Annotated in this window: 23 protein-coding genes; 18 read left to right on the top strand and 5 right to left on the bottom strand. The window is 68.8% G+C overall.

All coding sequences use genetic code 11. The annotated features are described in order from the left end of the window. Positions 1 to 8 precede the first annotated feature (8 nt). Both IE307_RS27280 and IE307_RS27285 read left to right on the top strand, forming a co-directional pair. Positions 9 to 875, top strand: a complete 867-nt coding sequence (locus IE307_RS27280; protein WP_191302240.1) for an Fpg/Nei family DNA glycosylase — start codon at positions 9 to 11, stop codon at positions 873 to 875. Between the two features lie 34 nt (positions 876 to 909). Then, complete coding sequence (locus IE307_RS27285; RefSeq protein WP_191302241.1) at positions 910 to 1353, top strand: hypothetical protein; 444 nt, start codon at positions 910 to 912, stop codon at positions 1351 to 1353. Here the strand turns inward: IE307_RS27285 and IE307_RS27290 are convergent. Genes IE307_RS27290 through IE307_RS27300 form a run of 3 tightly spaced genes read right to left on the bottom strand, consistent with a single transcriptional unit; the run spans position 1350 to position 4028 of the window. Then, positions 1350 to 1928 carry a LutC/YkgG family protein gene (locus IE307_RS27290; RefSeq protein WP_191302242.1) on the bottom strand — a complete coding sequence of 193 codons (579 nt, stop codon included), beginning with the start codon at positions 1926 to 1928 and terminating at the stop codon, positions 1350 to 1352. The two genes, IE307_RS27285 and IE307_RS27290, sit on opposite strands and share 4 nt — an antisense overlap. Beyond that, positions 1921 to 3339: a LutB/LldF family L-lactate oxidation iron-sulfur protein gene (locus IE307_RS27295; protein ID WP_191302243.1), complete on the bottom strand. Its 1419-nt coding sequence runs from the start codon at positions 3337 to 3339 to the stop codon at positions 1921 to 1923. Before IE307_RS27295 ends, IE307_RS27290 begins: the two co-directional genes overlap by 8 nt. Further along, positions 3321 to 4028: a (Fe-S)-binding protein gene (locus IE307_RS27300; protein ID WP_191302519.1), complete on the bottom strand. Its 708-nt coding sequence runs from the start codon at positions 4026 to 4028 to the stop codon at positions 3321 to 3323. Before IE307_RS27300 ends, IE307_RS27295 begins: the two co-directional genes overlap by 19 nt. A gap of 111 nt (positions 4029 to 4139) precedes the next feature. On the opposite strand from IE307_RS27300, the gene IE307_RS27305 reads away from it, so the two are divergent. Together IE307_RS27305 and IE307_RS27310 are read left to right on the top strand one after the other, a co-directional pair. Beyond that, a complete protein-coding gene (locus IE307_RS27305; RefSeq protein WP_191302244.1) occupies positions 4140 to 5402 on the top strand; it encodes a sensor histidine kinase in 1263 nt (420 codons plus the stop codon). Between the two features lie 104 nt (positions 5403 to 5506). Next, positions 5507 to 5845 carry a hypothetical protein gene (locus tag IE307_RS27310; RefSeq protein ID WP_191302245.1) on the top strand — a complete coding sequence of 113 codons (339 nt, stop codon included), beginning with the start codon at positions 5507 to 5509 and terminating at the stop codon, positions 5843 to 5845. A 254-nt stretch (positions 5846 to 6099) separates the two neighbouring features. On the opposite strand, the gene IE307_RS27315 is transcribed toward IE307_RS27310, so the two are convergent. Further along, positions 6100 to 6267 carry a hypothetical protein gene (locus tag IE307_RS27315; protein ID WP_166048541.1) on the bottom strand — a complete coding sequence of 56 codons (168 nt, stop codon included), beginning with the start codon at positions 6265 to 6267 and terminating at the stop codon, positions 6100 to 6102. A gap of 98 nt (positions 6268 to 6365) precedes the next feature. Here IE307_RS27315 and IE307_RS27320 point away from each other — a divergent pair, with 98 nt between their 5' ends. The 13 genes from IE307_RS27320 (at position 6366) to IE307_RS27380 (ending at position 17383) form a co-directional block, all read left to right on the top strand. Continuing rightward, positions 6366 to 7226 carry a S49 family peptidase gene (locus IE307_RS27320; RefSeq protein ID WP_191302246.1) on the top strand — a complete coding sequence of 287 codons (861 nt, stop codon included), beginning with the start codon at positions 6366 to 6368 and terminating at the stop codon, positions 7224 to 7226. Between the two features lie 63 nt (positions 7227 to 7289). Further along, positions 7290 to 8156 (top strand): LytR/AlgR family response regulator transcription factor, encoded by an 867-nt coding sequence (locus tag IE307_RS27325; protein ID WP_191302247.1) that lies wholly within the window; start codon positions 7290 to 7292, stop codon positions 8154 to 8156. After that, positions 8153 to 8581, top strand: coding sequence for a hypothetical protein (locus IE307_RS27330; protein WP_191302248.1), 429 nt, complete (start codon positions 8153 to 8155; stop codon positions 8579 to 8581). The genes IE307_RS27325 and IE307_RS27330 overlap by 4 nt, the downstream gene beginning before the upstream one ends. A gap of 1 nt (position 8582) precedes the next feature. After that, positions 8583 to 10382, top strand: a complete 1800-nt coding sequence (locus tag IE307_RS27335) for a sodium/solute symporter (RefSeq protein ID WP_191302249.1) — start codon at positions 8583 to 8585, stop codon at positions 10380 to 10382. A gap of 259 nt (positions 10383 to 10641) precedes the next feature. Next, positions 10642 to 10992: a DUF485 domain-containing protein gene (locus IE307_RS27340; protein ID WP_191302250.1), complete on the top strand. Its 351-nt coding sequence runs from the start codon at positions 10642 to 10644 to the stop codon at positions 10990 to 10992. Continuing rightward, a complete protein-coding gene (locus IE307_RS27345) occupies positions 10989 to 12608 on the top strand; it encodes a monocarboxylic acid transporter (protein WP_191302251.1) in 1620 nt (539 codons plus the stop codon). The genes IE307_RS27340 and IE307_RS27345 overlap by 4 nt, the downstream gene beginning before the upstream one ends. Before the next feature lie 116 nt (positions 12609 to 12724). Then, positions 12725 to 13219 (top strand): SigE family RNA polymerase sigma factor, encoded by a 495-nt coding sequence (locus IE307_RS27350; protein ID WP_229905110.1) that lies wholly within the window; start codon positions 12725 to 12727, stop codon positions 13217 to 13219. After that, positions 13216 to 13962 carry a hypothetical protein gene (locus IE307_RS27355; protein ID WP_191302253.1) on the top strand — a complete coding sequence of 249 codons (747 nt, stop codon included), beginning with the start codon at positions 13216 to 13218 and terminating at the stop codon, positions 13960 to 13962. Before IE307_RS27350 ends, IE307_RS27355 begins: the two co-directional genes overlap by 4 nt. 59 nt (positions 13963 to 14021) lie before the next feature. Continuing rightward, on the top strand, positions 14022 to 14360 hold the full coding sequence (locus tag IE307_RS27360; RefSeq protein WP_229905111.1) for a rhodanese-like domain-containing protein: 339 nt from the start codon (positions 14022 to 14024) through the stop codon (positions 14358 to 14360). Positions 14361 to 14362: 2 nt separating this feature from the next. Further along, positions 14363 to 15268 (top strand): DUF4328 domain-containing protein, encoded by a 906-nt coding sequence (locus IE307_RS27365; RefSeq protein WP_229905112.1) that lies wholly within the window; start codon positions 14363 to 14365, stop codon positions 15266 to 15268. A gap of 62 nt (positions 15269 to 15330) precedes the next feature. Next, positions 15331 to 16146 carry a helix-turn-helix domain-containing protein gene (locus IE307_RS27370; protein ID WP_191302254.1) on the top strand — a complete coding sequence of 272 codons (816 nt, stop codon included), beginning with the start codon at positions 15331 to 15333 and terminating at the stop codon, positions 16144 to 16146. Next, positions 16143 to 16346 carry a DUF397 domain-containing protein gene (locus IE307_RS27375; protein ID WP_373306043.1) on the top strand — a complete coding sequence of 68 codons (204 nt, stop codon included), beginning with the start codon at positions 16143 to 16145 and terminating at the stop codon, positions 16344 to 16346. The genes IE307_RS27370 and IE307_RS27375 overlap by 4 nt, the downstream gene beginning before the upstream one ends. A gap of 23 nt (positions 16347 to 16369) precedes the next feature. Beyond that, entirely contained in the window at positions 16370 to 17383 is a 1014-nt protein-coding gene (locus IE307_RS27380; RefSeq protein WP_191302255.1) for a glycerophosphodiester phosphodiesterase, read from the top strand. On the opposite strand, the gene IE307_RS27385 is transcribed toward IE307_RS27380, so the two are convergent. Beyond that, the gene (locus IE307_RS27385; RefSeq protein ID WP_191302256.1) at positions 17380 to 18564 is read right to left on the bottom strand and encodes a cytochrome P450; all 1185 of its coding nucleotides are present in this window, start codon (positions 18562 to 18564) and stop codon (positions 17380 to 17382) included. The genes IE307_RS27380 and IE307_RS27385 overlap by 4 nt on opposite strands. Before the next feature lie 90 nt (positions 18565 to 18654). Between IE307_RS27385 and IE307_RS27390 the strand changes: the two genes are divergently transcribed. Further along, the gene (locus IE307_RS27390; RefSeq protein ID WP_229905113.1) at positions 18655 to 19395 is read left to right on the top strand and encodes a glycerophosphodiester phosphodiesterase family protein; all 741 of its coding nucleotides are present in this window, start codon (positions 18655 to 18657) and stop codon (positions 19393 to 19395) included. Positions 19396 to 19422 lie beyond the last annotated feature (27 nt).

Raw genomic sequence — 19422 nt, forward strand, 5'->3', positions numbered from 1 at the left:
CTGGACCGGTGCCCGAGCTACCCGAGGTAGAAGCACTGGTCCACCACCTGCGTGAGAACGCGGTGGGCCGGACGGTGCACCGCGTCGACGTGGCGTCGCTCCAGGTCCTCAAGACGTTCGACCCGCCGTGGACCGCGCTGCACGGCCAGGAGGTCGTGGCCGCGCACCGGCACGGCAAGCACCTCGACCTGGAAGTCGCGGACGGCCTGCACCTGGTCGTCCACCTCGCCCGCGCCGGCTGGCTGCGCTGGGCGGACACCATGTCCGCGCCGCCGCCCAAGCAGGGCCGCGGACCGCTGGCGTTGCGCGTGCACCTCGGTCCGCCCGGTCAGGGGCCGGGCTTCGACCTGACGGAAGCGGGCACCAAGAAGGGCCTCGCGGCGTGGATCGTGCGTGATCCTCAGGTGATCGCGAGCGTGGCCCGGCTGGGTCCCGACGCGCTGGGGATCACCCGCACGCAGCTCGAGGACCTGTTCGCGAAGCGCACCGAGCGGCTGAAGACGTCGCTGACGGACCAGAGCCTGATCGCGGGCATCGGCAACGCCTACTCCGACGAGATCATGCACATGGCCCGGCTCTCGCCCTACGCGACGACGGGCAAGCTCAACGACGAGCAGCTCGACCACCTGCACGAGGCGATGCTCACGACACTGACCGATGCGGTCGCACGGTCCGTCGGTCAGGACGCGGCGCGGCTCAAGGGCGAGAAGCGGTCGGGGCTGCGGGTGCACGCGCGCACGGGGTTGCCGTGTCCCATCTGCGGCGACACGGTCCGTGAGGTGTCGTTCGCCGACAAGGCGTTCCAGTACTGCCCGACGTGCCAGACGGGCGGCAAGCCGCTGGCCGACCGCCGGTTGTCCCGGCTGCTCAAATAACCACGGCTTAACCGGCCTTCCTCAGTCTGTGCGCATGACACGTCTGAGGAATGCCGTCGCCGTCGTGGTGGCCTCCGCCGCGGCCCTGATCCTCGCGCCGATGAACGCCCACGCGGCCGAGTACGGCTGCACCGGTTCGCTGATCGACACCTACAAGGTCATGTCGAGGGTGCCGAACCACCTGAGCACGATCCGGCTGTACTACAACTCGAGCACGGGCTACAACTGCGCGGCCAACGTGAAGACGGCCTACTACTCGCAGTTCAAGCACGAGGCCAGCATCTCCATGTACAACCAGGACTTCACCGAGGACAACAACCGCCCCGGCTACAACAACGACTTCGACTCCGGCAAGTTCCTGTACTACGCCGGGCCGGTCAAGGTGTACGCCAAGGGCAAGTGCGTGTCGATCCGCGCGATCACCTACTACTACGACGAGATGGCCATCAAGGACGCCACCAAGGTCCACTGCGGCTAGCCGACGATCAGGACCTCCAGGGTGCGAGGGCCGTGGACGCCCTCCACCCGGTTGAGCTCGATGTCGCTCGTCGCCGACGGGCCGCTGATGAACGTCAGCGGCCGCGTCGGTTCCAGTCGCTGCAACGCTTCCGGCACCGACGCCGCGATCTGGTCGACCCGCACCACGCACAGGTGGTAGTCGGGCAGCAGAGTGAGCGCACGGCGCCCTTGGCCCTCGCTGCCGTCCAGCACGATCGTGCCGGTGTCGGCGATCGCGACCGCGCATCCGGTCAGCACGCCGTCGGACTGGTCGAGCTCCTCGATGGTGAGGGGCTCGTGCAGCCAGGTGACGCCGTCGACCAGCCACTCGGCCGGAACGTCGTGGGGCGCAACGATCCTCTTGCCCTTCAACCGTTCCAGGGCCTCGGGCACGTCCGTGACGACGTGCACGATCGCGCGGTAGTCGGCGACCCGTTCGGCGAACAGCTCGACGCCGCCGGTGCCTTCGCGGTCGTACCCGCGCACGGTCGGCGCGACGGGCGGCACCTTCGCGTTCCGGATGCGCGCGAGGATCTCTTCTTTGGCGCTAGCCACGGTTCTTCCTCCACCAGGCGCGGAACGACTCGGACGGCGGCGCGGGCACGTCGCGGGAGGCCGTCCACTTCGAACCCGGCCACGGCAACGACGTGATCCTGCCGTCGCGAGCCAGGAACCGGGCCAGCGAACCGGCTTTCTGCGCCTTCTCGTAGCGGGAGGCCTCCCTGAACACCCACGCGGCGGCCGCCATCGCGACGGACTCCGCCGTGCGCCCCTTGGCTTCCACGGCCTCGGCGCGCAGGTGGGTGAGGACGGACGGGATGTCGATCCGCACCGGGCAGACCTCGAAGCAGGCACCGCACAGCGATGAGGCGAAAGGGAGTGACGCCGCCTGCGGGTCGTGCATGTCGCCGACCAGTTGCGGTGTCAGGATCGCGCCGATCGGGCCTGGGTAGACCGAGCCGTACGACTGGCCGCCGGTGCGTTCGTAGACCGGGCAGACGTTGAGGCACGCGGAGCACCGGATGCACCGGAGTGCCTGGCGCCCAACAGAGTCCTCGAGCGTCGCCGTGCGGCCGTTGTCGATCAGCACGAGGTGGAAGCGCTGCGGGCCGTCGCCGGGCGTCACGCCGGTCCACACGCTCGTGTACGGGTTCATCCGCTCCGCCGTGGACGAGCGGGGCAGCAGCTGCAGGAAGACCTCGAGGTCCTGCCAGGTCGGCACGAGCTTCTCGATGCCCATCACGGTGATCAGGGTCTCGGGCAGCGTCAGGCACATCCGGCCGTTGCCCTCGGACTCCAGCACCACGATCGACCCGCTGTCGGCGACGGCGAAGTTCGCCCCAGAGATGGCGACCTTGGCCGTCAGGAACTTCTCGCGCAGGTAGACGCGCGCGGCTTCGGCGAGGTCCGCGGGTTCGTCGCTCACCTCCACGCCCATGCGGCGCTGGAAGATCTCGCGGATCTCCGAGCGGTTGCGGTGGATCGCGGGCACCAGGATGTGCGACGGCCGGTCGTCGCCGAGCTGCACGATCAGCTCGGCGAGGTCGGTCTCGATCGCGTGCACGCCACCGGCTTCGAGGGCCTCGTTGAGCCCGATCTCGGCCGTGGCCATGGACTTGACCTTGACGACCTCCCGCGCGTTCTCCGCCCGGCAGAGGTCGAGCACGATCTTGTTGGCCTCTTCGGCGTCCCGCGCCCAGTGGACGACGCCGCCTCTCGCCGTGACCGACTCCTCGAGCTGCAGAAGGAGCGTGTCGAGGCGGGACAACACGTCGTCCTTGATCTGCTCGCCGGCGACCCTGAGCTGTTCCCAGTCGGTCATCTCCCCGACCGCGGCCGCCCTGCGCCCCCGGATGGTCCCGGTGGCCTTGCGCAGGTTCTGCCGCAGCTGGGTGTCGGCCAGCGCCTCGTGCGCGGCCTTGGGGAACGTCGGGCTCCCGAGCCACGTCACCGGGTTGCGAGCCACGGGTCCTCCTCCGTCGAAGCCAGGATCTCCGCCAGGTGCACCGGCCGCACGCCCGTGCGCAGCCGCGAAAGACCACCGCCGATGTGCATGAGGCACGAGTTGTCGCCCGCGCTCAGGACCTCGGCGCCGGTCGAGAGCACCGACGTCATCTTGTCCGCGAGCATCGCCGTGGACGTCTCGGCGTTCTTCACGGCGAACGTGCCGCCGAAGCCGCAGCAGTGCGTCGAGTCGGGCAACTCCACCAGATCGAGTGCCTTCACGGCCCTGAGCAGCGCCAACGGCTTGTCGCCGACGCCCAGCATGCGCAGCGAGTGGCACGTGGGGTGGTAGGTGACCCGGTGGGGGAACCACGCGCCGACGTCGGTCACGCCCAGCACGTCCACGAGGAACTCGGCGAGTTCGAACGTGCGCGGCGGGGACTCACCGAGGGTGGGGTGGACCTCCCGCACCATGCCGGCGCACGACCCGGATGGAGCAACCACGTGGTCGTAGTCGCCGAAGACGTCGGTGTACTTGCGCGCCAGCGGCTTCGAGTGCTCCCGGTAGCCGGTGTTGAAGTGCATCTGGCCGCAGCACGTCTGGTCGAGCGGGAACTCGACCGAACAGCCGAGCCTCTCCAGCAGCCGCACCACGGCACGGGCGGTCTCCGGGAAGAACGTGTCGGTCAGGCAGGTCGCGAACAGTGCCACTCTCACGCGCTCACCCTCTCCCCAAATTCATCGGATGTCTACCCGGATCGGTGGACCGTACGGGGGTACGCCGGGCGCGCCTCTTGCTATAGGGGTGCCCCACAGCACAGCATGTGCACCGTGGGCGACCTGTTGACCGAGCGCGCTGTGCTCGGCGTCATCGCGACCCTGGCCGTTCTGGGCCTCTTCGTGATGCTGTGCCGCGCTCGACGAGTCAGCACCTCCGTCGAGGATGCTGTGATGGACATGCTCGACCGGATGTCCAGGGCGTCGAGCGACCTCCGTGCGGGCCTGACCGAGGAGGCGGCGAACAAGGCCACGCCCCACCTGCGCGAGATGCTGCGGTGCGTCGCGGTCGCCATCACCGACGAAGAGGGCACCGTCCTCTCGTGGGACGGCGGCGCGAACGACCACTACGAGTACCTCCGCGACACCGTGGCCCGAGCCATCAACAACTGCCACAAGGAACACGTCGACCACCGCAAGCTCGGCTGCGAACTGCAGGGCCCGTGCTCACTGCACAGCGTCGTCGTAGTGCCCCTCGTCGTCGAGGGCGACGTCGCCGGCACGCTGATCGTCGTGTCCGGAGTCGCCTCGAAGCGCCAGATCCGCATGGCCGAGGAGACGGCCCGCTTCGTCTCGACCCAGCTCGAACTCGAGGTCGTCCAGAAGCAGCGCCAGGCGCTCGCCCAGGCCGAGGTGAAGGCGCTGCGGGCCCAGATCTCGCCGCACTTCGTCTACAACGCGCTGAACACGATCTCCTCGCTCATCCGCACCGACCCGTCGCACGCCCGTGAGCTGCTGCAGGAGTTCGCGGAGTTCACGCGCTACTCGTTCCGCACCGACGGCTTGTTCACGACCCTCGCCGACGAGTTGACCAACATCCACCGCTACCTGACCATCGAACAGGCCCGCTACGGCGCCCGCCTGAGCGTCCGGCTGCGCATCGCCCCCGAGGTCCTGCAGGTCGTCCTGCCGTTCCTCGTCCTGCAGCCCCTGGTCGAGAACGCCGTGCGCCACGGCCTGGCCAAGAAGCCCGGCGGCGGCATGCTCACCATCACCGCCGAGGACAACGGCAACGAGGCCCTGATCAGCGTCGAGGACGACGGCGTCGGCATGGACCCCGACCGGTTGGACGACATCAAGGACGCCCACCAGACGGGCGCGCACGTCGGCATCGGCAACATCAACGACCGCATGCGCACGGTGTTCGGGGCCGAGTACGCGCTGGTCGTGGAGACGGCTCCCAACGCCGGGACCAAGGTGATCCTGAAGGTGCCGAAGTTCGCGCGGAACGTGCTGCCGAACCTGAACATCGGGTCGCAGATGACGGATGAGCCGATGACGGCGGAGCAGCCGGCCATCCGGGCCTGAACAGCGGCGATCAGCCGTCTCGGTAACGCCTCGACGGCGAGGCGCGAAGTCCGTGTGCTCGACCGAACGCGTCGGCCGTGTGTGGACGGACGAGAGGCGCTCCCGTGTCCGATGAACCGCAGCCCGTGGCCGGTGAGCCCCAGGCCGAGCCCGAGTTCGGCCCGTTCGAGCCGCTCGTGCCGAAGGTGAGGCCCGGCCTGCCCCCGGACTGGGAGGGCTCCTGCCCGGCGGCGTCAGTGCGGCGCATCCGCAAGGCCGCGACGATCGAGGAAGCGGGCGTGCAGGCGACGACCGAGGCGGTGATCCTGCTGCACTCGATCCGCCGCATCCTGATGTGGGTGCTGGTGATCATCCCGCTGGTCTCGGCCGCGCTGGTCATCACGCTGGTCTCGGTGAACGAGGCCGCCGAACCTCCGTGCACGTCCATCTACGGGTGCCGCTGAGCGGGGCCGGCGATCCGGGCCTGAACTTTCCGAAAGTTGCAGGGTCAATCATGCTCAACCCGGCCGCGATCCGTGCCGATTGTGGTGGTGACCAACGAACAGCCGGTCGTTTGAGAAACCAGAGGCCGGCCATGAGCAAAGGCCATCACCCGTGCACGAAACTCCAGCACCCGAACGCGTCCGCGTCTGCATCAAGTGCACCGCCAAGGGGTTCAACAGCTGCAAGTGCTGAACGAGCACCCACCTGAACGAGCTCAGCGTGCTGCGACAGCCAGAGTCGTGATCAGCACGACGGCGCACACGCTCCAGCTCACCCACATCCAGTAGATGTGCATCGGCGTCGGCCCGGCGGCGTTCTGCCTGCCCCGGTCGTCCCACCACTCGACGTAGCGTTCGAGCCAGCGGATCGGGTTGAACGTCACAGCCCGAACCTAGCACCTTTGTGTTCCAGGTCACGCGGGAGCAACCGACCACCATCGAGGCTCCCGCGTGTCCGCGAAACGCACGTACTGTCGAGTACATGAGCGTCACGGACAAGATCGCGGCCCGGCTCCCCAGGGTGATGGACCGGGGCGAGCGGCCCCCGGTGGTCGCGGCGGTGCGGTTGCACGGGGTCATCACCCCGCAGTCCTCGCCTGTCGCGCGCAACACGATCAGCCTCCAGAACGTCGAGTCGGCCATCAACCGGGCGTTCGACAACGAGCGGCTGATCGCCGTGGCGCTGCTCATCAACTCGCCTGGTGGCGCGCCGACGCAGTCCGCGCTCATCGCGGAACGCATCCGTGAGCTCGCCACCAAGAAGCACGTGCCGGTGCTCGCTTTCTGCGAAGACGTGGCGGCGTCGGGTGGTTATTGGCTGGCGTGCGCGGGTGACGAGATCTACGCGCACGGCACGAGCCTCGTGGGGTCCATCGGTGTCGTGAGCGCCGGGTTCGGGCTCAACGGCCTGTTGGAGAAGGCCGGCGTCGAGCGCCGCGTCTACACGGCCGGTGAGAACAAGGTCCGGCTCGACCCGTTCCAGGCCGAGAAGCCCGAGGACGTCGAGTGGCTGAAGTCCCTCCACTCCGACCTGCACGACCAGTTCAAGGCGTGGGTGACCGAACGCCGCGGTGCCAAGCTCAGCGCCGACGCCGACCTCTTCAGCGGTGAGGTGTGGACCGGTGCGAAGGCGCAGCAGCTCGGCCTGGTCGACGGCATCGGCACGATCCGCAGCGTCATCGCCAAGCGCTTCCCCGACGCCGAGCTGACGGTGGCGGAGCCGCGCAAGCCTTTGCTGGCCAAGCTCGGGCTGGCCGGTGCGTCCACCCGATCGGGCGATCTCGTGACGCAGGTGCTCGCCGGTGTCGAGGAACGTGCTCGCTGGTCCCGATTCGGGCTCTGAGCATCAGTTCGGTTTCACAGGGCGTGTCGACACCTGCCCCGGCGTAGACATGACCGCACATTGATGGGCAAGATGCCCGACACAGTGAGTACCCAAGACAACGCCGGTCTCCTCGTCCTCGCAGTCGATGACGAGGCTCCTGGCCTGAGCGAGATCAAGTTCCTGCTCGAGAGCAGCCCTCACATCCGGCGCGTCCTCACGGCCTTCGACGCCGCCGAGGCACTGCGCATCCTCAGGGGCGACTACGAGCAGGAGGTCATGGCGAGGACCAGGGCCGGCCTGCCGCCGGTCGACGCGGTCTTCGCGGACATCAACATGCCCGGCCTGTCGGGCATGGACCTCGCCAGGGTGCTCAGCGCGTTCCGGTACCCGCCCGCACTCGTCTTCGTGACGGGCGTGGAGGAACGGGACGCGCTCGTCACGGCGTTCGACGTCGGCGCGCTCGACTTCATCAACAAGCCGATCAACGAGGAACGCGTCCTCAAGGCGATCTCGCGCGTCGCGGACCGGGTGGGTCGCACGGCGGCCCCGGCCGCGCAGTCGGCCCAGGCGGCGCAGAACCCCGCCGAACCGACCGACGACGAGGTCATCCCCGTCGAGCTCGGCGGCACCATCAAGCTCGTGCCGCGCGCGTCCGTGCGGTACGTCGAGGCGCAGGGCGACTACGCCCGCCTCCACACGCAGGACGGCAGCCACCTCGTGCGCATCCCGTTGGCGCAGCTCGAGGAACGCTGGGCGAACGCGGGTTTCGTGCGCATCCACCGCTCGTACCTGGTGGCGTTGCCGCTGGTGAGCGAGCTGCGGATGACGGCGAACGGGTACGCGGTCGTCATCGGCACCGGTGAGGGTGCCAAGGAGCTCCCGGTCAGCCGCCGGCACACCAAGGAGCTCAAGGAACGGATCGTGCGACCGCCGAAGAGCGGCTGGTGAGCAGGCACGACGCGGGGAAGCCCGAGCAGCCCGCACGTGAGGCCTGGCTCGGTGAGCAGGGCAGCAGGCCGCGTCGCCGCAGGGTCGTGCTCGCCGACTCCACGAAGAAGAGCGGCAAGGCGTTAAGAACGATCATCGAGCTGGAGGAGCAGACCAGCGTCGGTGAGAAGCTGGTCCGCGACCTCATCCGGCAGCAGCTCAAGTCCGCGTTCGGGCTCGCGTTCGCCGTCCTGATCGGCATGTGCCTGTTGCCGATCACCTTCTACCTGGTCCCGTCGATCGGGGACCTGAAGATCCTCGGCATCCCCGTCCCGTGGCTCGTGCTCGGCCTCGCGCCCTTCCCGATCCTCTACGGCGTCGGGTGGGTCTTCCGCAGGCAGGCCGAACGGCACGAGAAGGACTTCGTGAACATGGTCGACCGCTGACGTGAACGCCTCCATCTACAGCCTCAGCGCCATCGTCGCCGTGGCGGCCGTGACGTTCCTGCTCGGGTACGTCGGGTCGCGCAAGGCGAACACCACCCCGGACTTCCTGGTGGCGCGCCGCGCGATCCCCGCCACCCGCAACGCCGCCGCGATCTCCGGCGAGTACCTGTCCGCGGCGTCGTTCCTCGGTGTCGCCGGGCTCGTGCTCAAGGACGGCGTCGACGCCCTCTGGTACCCGGTCGGCTTCACGGCCGGCTACCTCGCGCTGCTGCTGTTCGTGGCCGCGCCGCTGCGCCGCTCCGGCGCCTACACGCTGCCGGACTTCGCCGAGGCACGGCTGGGGTCGGCGAACGTGCGGCACTTCAGCACGTTCTTCGTGGTGTGCATCGGCGTGCTGTACCTGGTGCCGCAGCTGCAGTCCGCCGGCCTGACGCTGACCACGATCACGGGCCTGCCCGCGTGGTTCGGCGGCATGATCGTCACGGCCATCGTCGTGGTCAACGTGCTGGGCGGCGGCATGCGCGCGATCACGCTGGTCCAGGCGTTCCAGTACTGGGGCAAGCTCTTCGCGATCGCCGCGCCCACGTTCGTGCTGTTCGTGGTGTTCCTGGCCTCGCCCGACCGCGGCACGCAGCCGATCAGCGACGACGGCGTGGTCCGGTTCCCGCAGGCCGAGAAGATCACCGTGGCCGAGCAGGTCGTGAAGGTCCGCGTCGACGAGCCGCTGACGTTGAAGGTGCAGGGCCAGATCGACGGCAGGAACGCGAACGGGCCGGTGTTCTGGGGCCGCGGCGTCTACGAGCTGAGCCCCGGCACGACCCTGGAGTTCGCCGCGGGCAGCCCGGTACCGGTGGTCGAGGGCTCGCCGACGACCAACTACGACTGGACGCGGCCGCAGACCGGCGGTCTCTCCGAGCTGATCAGGACGTACTCGCTGATCTTCGCGACGTTCCTCGGCACGATGGGCCTGCCGCACGTCCTGGTCCGCTTCTACACCAACCCGGACGGCAAGGCGGCCCGCCGCACGGCGTTGCACGTGCTCTACCTGCTGGGCCTGTTCTACATCTTCCCGACGGCCCTGGGCGTGCTGGCGCGGCTCTACCTGCCGCAGCTGCTGGTGACCGGGAGGACGGACGCGGCGGTGCTGATGCTGCCGGAGACGATGCTGCCGAACCTGGGCGGTCAGATCGTCGGCGCGATCGTCGCGGCGGGCGCGTTCGCGGCGTTCCTGTCGACCTCGTCGGGGCTCGTCGTGTCGGTCGCCGGGGTGGTCTCGACGGACATCATGCCGGGCAAGGTTCGTGACTTCAGGTGGGCAACTGTGTTCACCGGACTCGTCGCGATAGGCCTGGCACTGCTGCTTCCCCGCTCCGACGCGTCACTGACGGTGGCGATGTCCTTCGCGTTGGCGGCGTCGACGTTCTGCCCGCTTCTCGTCCTCGGCATCTGGTGGCGAGGCCTCACGTGGGTGGGCGCCGTCTGCGGCCTCGTGGTCGGCGGCGGCCTGGTGATCTCCGCCCAGGTCGTCAGCGTCGTGAGCTCCTACACCGGCCGCTGGGCGCCCGCGTTCATCACCCAACCTGCGCTGATCACGGTGCCGGTCGCGTTCATCACCATGATCGTGGTCAGCAAGGCGACCCGCAGGCGGGTGCCGGCCGACGTGAGCCAGATCCTGCTCAGGCTGCACGCCCCCGACCCGCTGGGCTTCATCCGCGACCGGGACATCGCCCGTTTCGGCACCGCCGAGGAGAAGGCCAGGATGGCGGACGACAAGCGCAGGGGAGCTGGCCGGACACGGTGAGTAGCCGTCGTTTCAAATGGGTGAAAATTAGTCACTCGAATCGGTGAACGGTGAACTAGGTCACGCAGAGTGCTGTTCGTCTACGCATACTGACCGTTCGTCGCATCACCCGACTGCTGGGCGCAACGGCACGAACGGGGTCTTACCTGAGTGACTCAAGTCTCCATACGGTTCCTGACCAAGAACAGGACCGCACCTGGAGGCACTACGTGCACGTCACGTTGCTGACACCTACGACGAGTACCGCGAGGAGGGGCCTGTGAGCACCGTCGATCACACCCCGTCTGAGTCGGCCCCAGACGCGCAGAAGTGGGCCGACGTCCAAGCGAGCGCTGACTTCACCGAGCTGAAGCACCGACTGCGAAAGTTCGTATTCCCCGTCTCCGGCCTGTTCCTCGCGTGGTACCTGCTGTACGTGCTGCTCGCGGACTACGCGCACGACTTCATGTCCACCAAGGTGTTCGGCAACATCAACGTCGGGCTCATCTTCGGCCTGCTGCAGTTCGTGTCGACGTTCGTCATCACGACGCTGTACGTGCGGCACGCGAACAAGAACCTCGACCCGCTCGCGGAGAAGCTCCGCAACGAGATCGAGGGAGACGGCAAGTGAACGAGTCCAGCCCGATCCTCAACATCAGCATCTTCGGTGTCTTCGTCCTGATCACGCTCGTCGTGGTCATCCGGGCGAGCCGCAACACCAAGACCGCTGCCGACTACCTCGCCGCCGGGCGCGCCTTCACCGGCCCGCAGAACGGCATCGCGATCGCCGGTGACTACCTGTCGGCCGCGTCGTTCCTCGGCATCGCGGGCGCCATCGCCCTCAACGGCTACGACGGCTTCCTGTACTCGATCGGCTTCCTGGTGGCGTGGCTCGTCGCGCTGCTGCTGGTCGCCGAGCTGCTGCGCAACACCGGCAAGTACACGATGGGCGACGTGCTCAGCTTCCGGATGCGCCAGCGTCCGGTCCGCGCGGCCGCCGCCACGTCGACCATGGCGGTGTCGTTCTTCTACCTGCTGGCCCAGATGGCCGGCGCGGGCGGTCTCGTCGCCCTGCTGCTCGGCATCACCGGCACCGGTGGCCAGGCCCTGGTCATCGCCGTCGTCGGCGCCCTGATGATCGCCTACGTCCTCATCGGCGGCATGAAGGGCACCACCTGGGTGCAGATCATCAAGGCCGTCCTGCTGATCGCCGGCGCGGGCATCATGACCGTCTGGGTGCTCGCCAAGTACGGCTTCAACCTCTCGTCCCTGCTCGGTGCCGCGGTCGACGCCGCCCCGAAGGCGGGCGAGAAGCTGCTCGGCCCCGGCCTGCAGTACGGCGCGACCGGCACCAGCAAGCTGGACTTCCTGTCGCTGGCCCTCGCACTGGTCCTCGGCACCGCGGGTCTGCCGCACATCCTGATGCGCTTCTACACCGTGCCCACGGCCAAGGAAGCCCGTCGTTCGGTCGTGTGGGCGATCTGGCTGATCGGCATCTTCTACCTGTTCACCCTGGTCCTGGGCTACGGCGCCGGTGCGCTCGTCGGTCCGGACAAGATCAACGCGGCTCCCGGCAAGGCCAACTCGGCCGCCCCGCTGCTCGCGCTGGAACTGGGTGGCCCGATCCTGCTCGGCCTGATCGCGGCCGTCGCCTTCGCGACGATCCTCGCGGTCGTGGCCGGCTTGACGATCACGGCGTCGGCGTCGTTCGCACATGACATCTACGCCAACATCATCAAGAAGGGCCGGGAGGAGAACGGCAACGGCAAGGCCTACGACGAGGACAAGACCGACGAGGTGAAGGTCGCCCGCATCACGGCGATCGTCATCGGTCTCGTGTCCATCGGTGGCGGCATCGTGGCCAACGGCCAGAACATCGCGTTCCTCGTGGCACTGGCCTTCGCGGTCGCCGCCTCGGCGAACCTGCCGACGATCCTCTACTCGCTGTTCTGGAAGAGGTTCAACACCTCGGGCGCGCTGTGGAGCATCTACGGCGGTCTGATCGTGACGATCACCCTGATCGTCCTGTCGCCCGCCGTCTCCGGCAAGCCGACCTCGATGTTCAAGAACGCCGACTTCGACCTGTTCCCGCTGTCGAACCCCGGCATCGTCTCGATCCCCGTCGCGTTCCTGCTCGGCTACATCGGCACGATCCTCTCGAAGGACAAGGCCGACCCCGCCAAGCAGGCCGAGATGGAGGTCCGCTCCCTCACCGGCGCGGGCGCCGAGAAGGCCATCGCGCACTAGTTCGCACCACCTGAGAACGGGCCGTCCCTCACGGGGGCGGCCCGTTCTTCGTGCGTGCAACCCTGAACCGGCTGACCGCGTATTGGATGCGAACGCGGCAGACTTGGGGGACCGGGTTGCGACGAGACGAAGAGTTCTCGGAGTTCTTCACGAACAGATTCGACTGGGCGCGGCGCACGGCGTACGCGCTGTGCGGTGACTGGTCGGAGGCGGAAGAGCTCGCGCAGAACGCATTCGTGAAGGCGTACGCGAAGTGGCCCGGCGTGCGTCGCGAAAGCGCGGACGCCTACGTGCGGACCATCCTGACGCGCCTGTTCCTGGACAGCAGGCGCCGGGTCCGCGGACGCGAGCACCCGGTCGCCGAGGTGCCGGAACACGGTGTGGCGGGCGGGTTCGGCGAGCACGACTCCGCCCTGCACGTCGCTCTGCAGCAGGTGCCGCCCAAACAACGGGCGGTGCTCGTGCTGCGCTACGTCCACGACCTGTCCATCGAGCAGACGGCCGCTGAGCTGGGCTGTTCGACGGGCAACGTGAAAAGCCAGTCAGCGAGGGGGTTGTCGACGCTCCGCGAGGCGTACGGCCGCCCGGTCGAATCGGAGAGTGCCTCATGAGGATCGAAGACGAGCTGCGCGGAGCTCTCGACGTGGCCGCGCCACCACCGGTCACCCGGCTCGAGGACGTGCTCGCGCGCGGCAGGCGCCGGGTCGCCGTCCGTCGGGCCAGGATCGCGGGGAGCGCGCTGGCGGTCGTCGCAGTGGTGGTGGCGGGCGTGATCGCCTGGCCGTCCGGGTCGCGGGGTGTGCTCGACCCGGTGAACTGGGCGCGGGCGACGCCGGCACCGGAGGTGGTGGCCGACCCGCCCCGCAACAGCCGGCTCTGCCGGGAGCAGACGATCCCGTCGCTCGTCCTCAGCCTCGAGGGCGAGGTCCTGGCGGAGGAGCAGATGAGCAAGTGGCGCGACCTGACGCAGGAGGCGGTCTCGGACCGGCGCGTCACGTCGGAGGACCTCAGGGGCCTCGCGAACGAGGTGCCCCGCGTCTTCAAGGTCGACATCGGGGACACCGACAGCGTGCGGTTCTCCCGCACGCGGTCCGACGACCGCCCGTCCGTCGCCGCGGACAGGGCGCTGTGGGCGACCGGTGCGTGCACCCCGCCCCGCCGGTGGACCAACGCCGACGGCACGGTGTTCCAGCTCTACGACGCCACGCAGACGGGGCAGGCCCTGTACGTCTTCCGCGCCGACGGCCGCGCGTTGCGGATGGAGCAGCTCAACGTCGCGGGGTCCCTCGGCCGGCTGCCCGTGAAGGAGTGGCAGTTCGTGAGGCTCGGAGCCGCCGTCGCGGAGGTGCTCTGAGGTGGACCCGTGCCGGAGGTTCACGTCCGTGCAACTTCCGGCATGGGAACATCTGGGACGTGACTGTTCCAAGCGTGGAGATCGCCGACGTTCCGGCGCAGCTGCCCGAGGGCGCCGTCCTGCTGGACGTGCGCGAGCAGGACGAGTGGGACGCTGGCCACGCGCCCGGCGCGCTGCACGTCCCCATGAGCGAGATCGGCGCCCGTCTCGGCGAGGTGCCGAACGACGTGCAGCTCTACGTCGTGTGCCGCGTCGGCGGCCGTTCCGCCCGCGTGACCCAGTACCTCAACGAGAACGGCTGGGAGGCCGTCAACGTCGAGGGCGGCATGCAGCACTGGGAGGCCGCCGGCCGTCCGCTCGAGGGCGGCACCGACGGCGCGGAACCCCAGGTCATCTGACCGTGCAGCCGCTGCAGCCGATGCGCGTGGACTGGGTGGCGACCCCGCCACCCGGTGCCTACCCACAGCCTCAGGGCCGGTCGCGGCGGCTGTCCTACGGCGGCCCGCCCCACTACCCGGTCCCCCCGCGCTGGGGCTTCCCGCTGCTCGCGTGGCGCTGGCCCACGGCCGTGCCCGGCACGGTCGAGCAGGCCGACTCGGTCGACGGCGTCCGCCGCCTCGGCCGCACCGCGCAGAACACCCTCTGGCTGCTCGCCGCCGTCGCCCTCTGGGGCGCGTTCTCCGAGAACTGGCGCTACGTGCTGGTCTCGCTGAGCCGGTTCGGCGCGTTGTCGGCCGGCGTCGTCAGCGCCTCCGACGCCATGGTCGTGTCCTCCTCGGCCATCACGATCACCGGCTGCTTCCTGGCACTGATCTTCGGACTGCTCTGGCTGCGCCGCGCCCGCAACGTCGCCGCCACCCTCGTGGGCTACGGCCCGTCCCGCTCGGACACCGCCGTGCTCGTCGGACTGATCGTGCCGGGCGTGAACCTCGTGGTGCCCGGCTCGGTCCTCGCCGAACTAGAACACGCCGTCGCCCGCAGGCCCGCCGACGAACGCCCCACCCCGTCGAAGCTCCTGCGCTGGTGGTGGGGCCTGTGGGCGGGCTCCGGGCTGACGGTCGTAGTGGTCGTCCTGTGGTCGTTCCGGTCCAGCACCCAAGCCCTCGCGGACGGCGTCCTGCTGCACGCGTTCGCCGACCTGGTGCTCACCGGGCTCGCGGTGACGTCGGCGCTGGTCGTCCGCCGCATCACCACGCTGCTGCTGCCGGTGGACGCCGCGTCCGTCCGGCTGATGCGCGTGGTGGAGGTCAAGGACGCCCCCGAGCCGCCGCTGCGTCCGGTCCGCGCGTCCGGCTCACCCCGGTAGCTCCTTCGGGTGATCCTCGGTGAGAATCTCACTTCCGGGATCTCGCTGACGATCATCAGGGGATGCGCAAGCGCCATCCGCCCTTCCGCCGCCGCAAGCTGGCCAAGAAGCTGCGGAAGCTGCGCCTGCGTGCCCGGATGAGCATTCAGGAGGCGGCCAGGGCGTTGGACAAGGACGTCCAGGCCCTCTATCGGATCGAGGCGGGCGAGACCCGAGTCGACGTGCACTTCGGCCGCTCGGTGATGGACGTCTACGACGCCTACGACCCTGAGCTGTTGGACGAGATCCGCGGGGCGGCCAAGCACGGGTGGTGGACCACCTACGGGATCAAGGACCAGGGCTACCTCGATGTCGAGACTGAAGCGACGACGGTCCGCGAGTTCGCATTGGCGCTGGTTCCCGGCTTGTTGCAGACCACTGAGTACATGCGGGCGGTGTTCGCGACGCACGGACTCACCGACAGCGTCGAGAACCAGGTCCGGGTGCGGCAGATCCGGCAGCAGCGGCTGACGAGCGATGACCCGCTGTCCCTCCACGTGATCATCGACGAGTACGCGCTGCGTCGTCTCGTCGGCAGTCCGGAGATCATGCGCGGCCAGCTCCGCCACGTCGTCGAGGCGGCTGCGCTTCCGACGGTGACGCTCCAGGTCATCACCTCCGCGCTGCACGTCGGGATGATGGGCACGTTCATCGTGCTGGGCTTTCCGGACCCCGATGACCCGGAGGTCTTCTACCTCGAACACGTCACCGGAGGTTCCTTCCACATCGAGGATCCCGAGCAGGTCCGTGCGGCTAACCTGGCTTTCGACAGGTTGGCTGCGGAGGCCCTCAGCCCTGAGGAGTCGGTTGCCTTGATCGAGCGGATCCTCGTCGAGTGAAGGTGGTGTCCACTGTGGACTTCTTCGGCGCGGTGTGGCGGAAGAGCAGCCGAAGTGGCGGCGGCAACAACGGCAGCTGCGTCGAGGTGGCGTTCTCCGGCCAAGCGGTGGGCGTCCGCGACTCCAAGAGCCCCGACTCGGGCACCCTGGTGTTCTCGTCTGTTCAGTGGGCGTTCTTCCTCAGGGGCTTCCAGGCCTGAACGGTCGGTGCCAGGTTGGGTGCATGCGGACACTCATCGGGGCACTGGTGATCGCGCTGGCAGCACCAGGTGCCGCCCAGGCGCACCCCAACCGGGACTTCGACCTCCAGGCACACCGCGGCGGCATCGGCCTCACCGTGGAGAGCACGCTCAAGGCGTTCGGCAAGGCGCTCGAACTCGGCGTGACGACCCTGGAGCTCGACATCCAGATCACGAAGGACGGCCGTGAGGTCATCACCCACGACCGCAAAACGAATTCTTCGAAGTGCCTCGACACGAAGCCCGCGTTCCCCGGCGACCCCGAGTTCCCCTACGCCGGCAAGTACGTGAAGGACCTGACGTTCGCCCAGGTCCGCACGCTCGACTGCGGCAGCACGCGGTGGTCGCAGTACCCGGAGCAGGAACTCTCGCCGGGCGCCCGCATGCCCACCCTCGCCGAGCTCTTCGACCTCGCGCGCAAGCACCGCGCGTGGGGCGTCCGCTTCAACATCGAGACCAAGGTCGAGGCCGCCGCCCCGCACGAGACCGCACCACGCGAGCAGTTCGTGCAGCGGGCTGTCCGGGAGATCCGGCGCTCGGGGTTCTTCCCGAACGTCACCGTCCAGTCGTTCGACTGGGGAACGTTGATGCGGCTGCGCGAGGTCGAGCCGCGCATCCCGCTGGTGGCGTTGACCCAGCCGGAGATGTTGCGGCCGGGTTCGCCGTGGACGGGTGGGCTGGAGCTGGCCGACTTCGGCGGCAGTGTCGCGAAGATGGTGAAGTCCTTCGGCGCCAAGGCTTTGTCGCCGGTGCACGGGAATCCGCAGAACGGCAAGGTCGGCGACCCGGACTACGTGCCGTTCACGACCCGCACGCTCGTCCAGGACGCGCATCGCCAGGGCATCAAGGTGGTCCCGTGGACCACCAACGACCCGGCCACCATGCACAAGCTGATCGACGACGGGGTGGACGGCATCATCACCGACTACCCCGACCGGCTCCGGACGGTGCTGAAGGAGCGCGGGTTCAAGCTGCCGAAGCGCTACGCCGAGCGTTAGTCGGTGCCCAGGGGCAGGGAGTGCAGGCCGCGGATCACGAACTCCGCGCGGCGGTTCGGTTCCTCGGCCAGCACCGCGCCGGGGAGCTTGCGGTGCAACGAGGACAGCGCCGCCTCCACCTCGATGCGGGCCAGCGGCGCGCCCAGGCAGTAGTGGATGCCCATGCCGAAGCCGAGGTGCTGGTTCTTCTCGCGGCCGACGTCGAGGACGTCCGGGTTCTCGAAGACCAGCGGGTCGCGGGCGGCGGCGCCGAGCAGGGCGGCGATCTTCTCGCCGGGCTCCAGGACGTGGCCGGCGATCTCCACGCGTTCGGTGGCGGTGCGTTCGAAGAGTTGCAGCGGTGAGTCGAAGCGGATGAGCTCCTCCACGGCCGTGGGCATCATCTCGGGCGAGAGGCGTTCCCACTGCGAGCGGTGCTGCATCAGGGCGTAGACGCCGTTGCCGATCACGTTGACTGTGGCCTCGTGGCCGGCCATCAGCAACAGAACAGCGGTGGCGACGAGTTCGTCCTCGGTGAGCCTCGCGCCGTCCGTGTCGGTGACGGCGACCAGGTCCGAGACGAGGTCGGAGCCGGGCGAGACGCGGCGCAACGCGATCAGCTCGCGCAGGTAGGCGACGAACTCGGTGGCGGCGCGCTCGGCGACGTCCTGCTGTTCGGCGGGGAGGCCGTATTCGTACATCTTCACGATGGCGTTCGACCACGGCTGCAGCAGGTAGCGGTCCTGCTGGGGGACGCCGAGCAGCTCCGCGATCACCTCGACCGGCAGCGGCGCGGCGACGTGGGCGAGCAGGTCGGCCTGGCCCTGGTCCTGCACCTTCGCGACCAGCTCGTCGACGAGCCGGTCGGCCAGGTCGGCGACCCACGGGCGCAGGCGCTCGACGTGGCCGCGGCCGAACGCGGCGGCGACCAGGCGGCGCAGGCGGGTGTGCGTGGGCGGTTCGTTCTCCAGCAGCGAGTTGCGGTGCAGGAGGTTGAAGGCCATGAAGCGCTCGACCGGCTTCACGTCCGACCAGATCCGGCCGACGGAGCGGTGCCGCAGGACGGCGGAGCACGCGGCGTGCGAGACGGCGACGGCGACACCCATCTGCTCGTGGTGATGCACCTCACCGGCTTCGCGCAGGGCGGCGAAGGCCGGGTAAGGGTCGGCGATGAACGCGGGATCTCGCTGGTCGAACGTCACAAGGCGGGACGGTAAGTCGCGATCGGCGTTTCGTCCACGTCCATTTGATTGATGACTCAAATTGTTGCGCAGACCGTATCGTTCGGGGTTGTGCAGCAGCCTGCGATCGTCGCGCACCGCGGCGCTTCCACAGACCGTCCCGAGCACACCATCGGGGCCTACGAACTCGCCCTGAAAGAGGGAGCGGACGGGCTCGAGTGCGACATCCGCCTGACGCGTGACGGCGAGATCGTGTGTGTGCATGACCGCACGCTCCTGCGCACGTCGAACGGTCGTGGCACGGTCAGCGCGCTCACGCTCGAAGAGCTGCGGAAGTTCGACTACGGCAGCTGGCACGGCTATCGCGAGCCGGCCGAACTGTTGCTGCTCGACCAGTTGCTGGAGCTGGTCAAGGGCACCGACGTGCAGCTCTTCGTCGAGACCAAGCACCCGGTCCGGTACCGCAACGAGGTCGAGCGCAAGCTCGCGGAGGCGTTGAAGAGGCACGGGCTGGCGAGCCAGATCGTCATGATGTCGTTCTCGGCGACCGCGGTGAAGGTGTTCCGCGAGCAGGTGCCGGACGTCCGCACGGTGCTGCTGCTCGACCGCCTCGGCAGGCTGAGGAGCGGTGCTCTGCCGTCGTTCGCCGACTACACCGGGCCGGGCGTGCACCTGCTGCGCAACGACCCCGGGTACGTCGATCGTGCGAGGCGCGCCGGCCACGAGACGTACGTGTGGACGGTGGACACCGCCGAGGACGTCGCCCTGTGCCGTGACCTGGGGGTCCGCTACCTCGCGACGAACGCCCCGGCGAACACCCGCCGCCTGCTGACGGCTAACTTGGCGACCTAGAAAACGCCTGAGCACGAGGAGGGCCAA

The organism is Lentzea cavernae, from assembly GCF_014653695.1.
GTDB lineage: Bacteria > Actinomycetota > Actinomycetes > Mycobacteriales > Pseudonocardiaceae > Lentzea > Lentzea cavernae.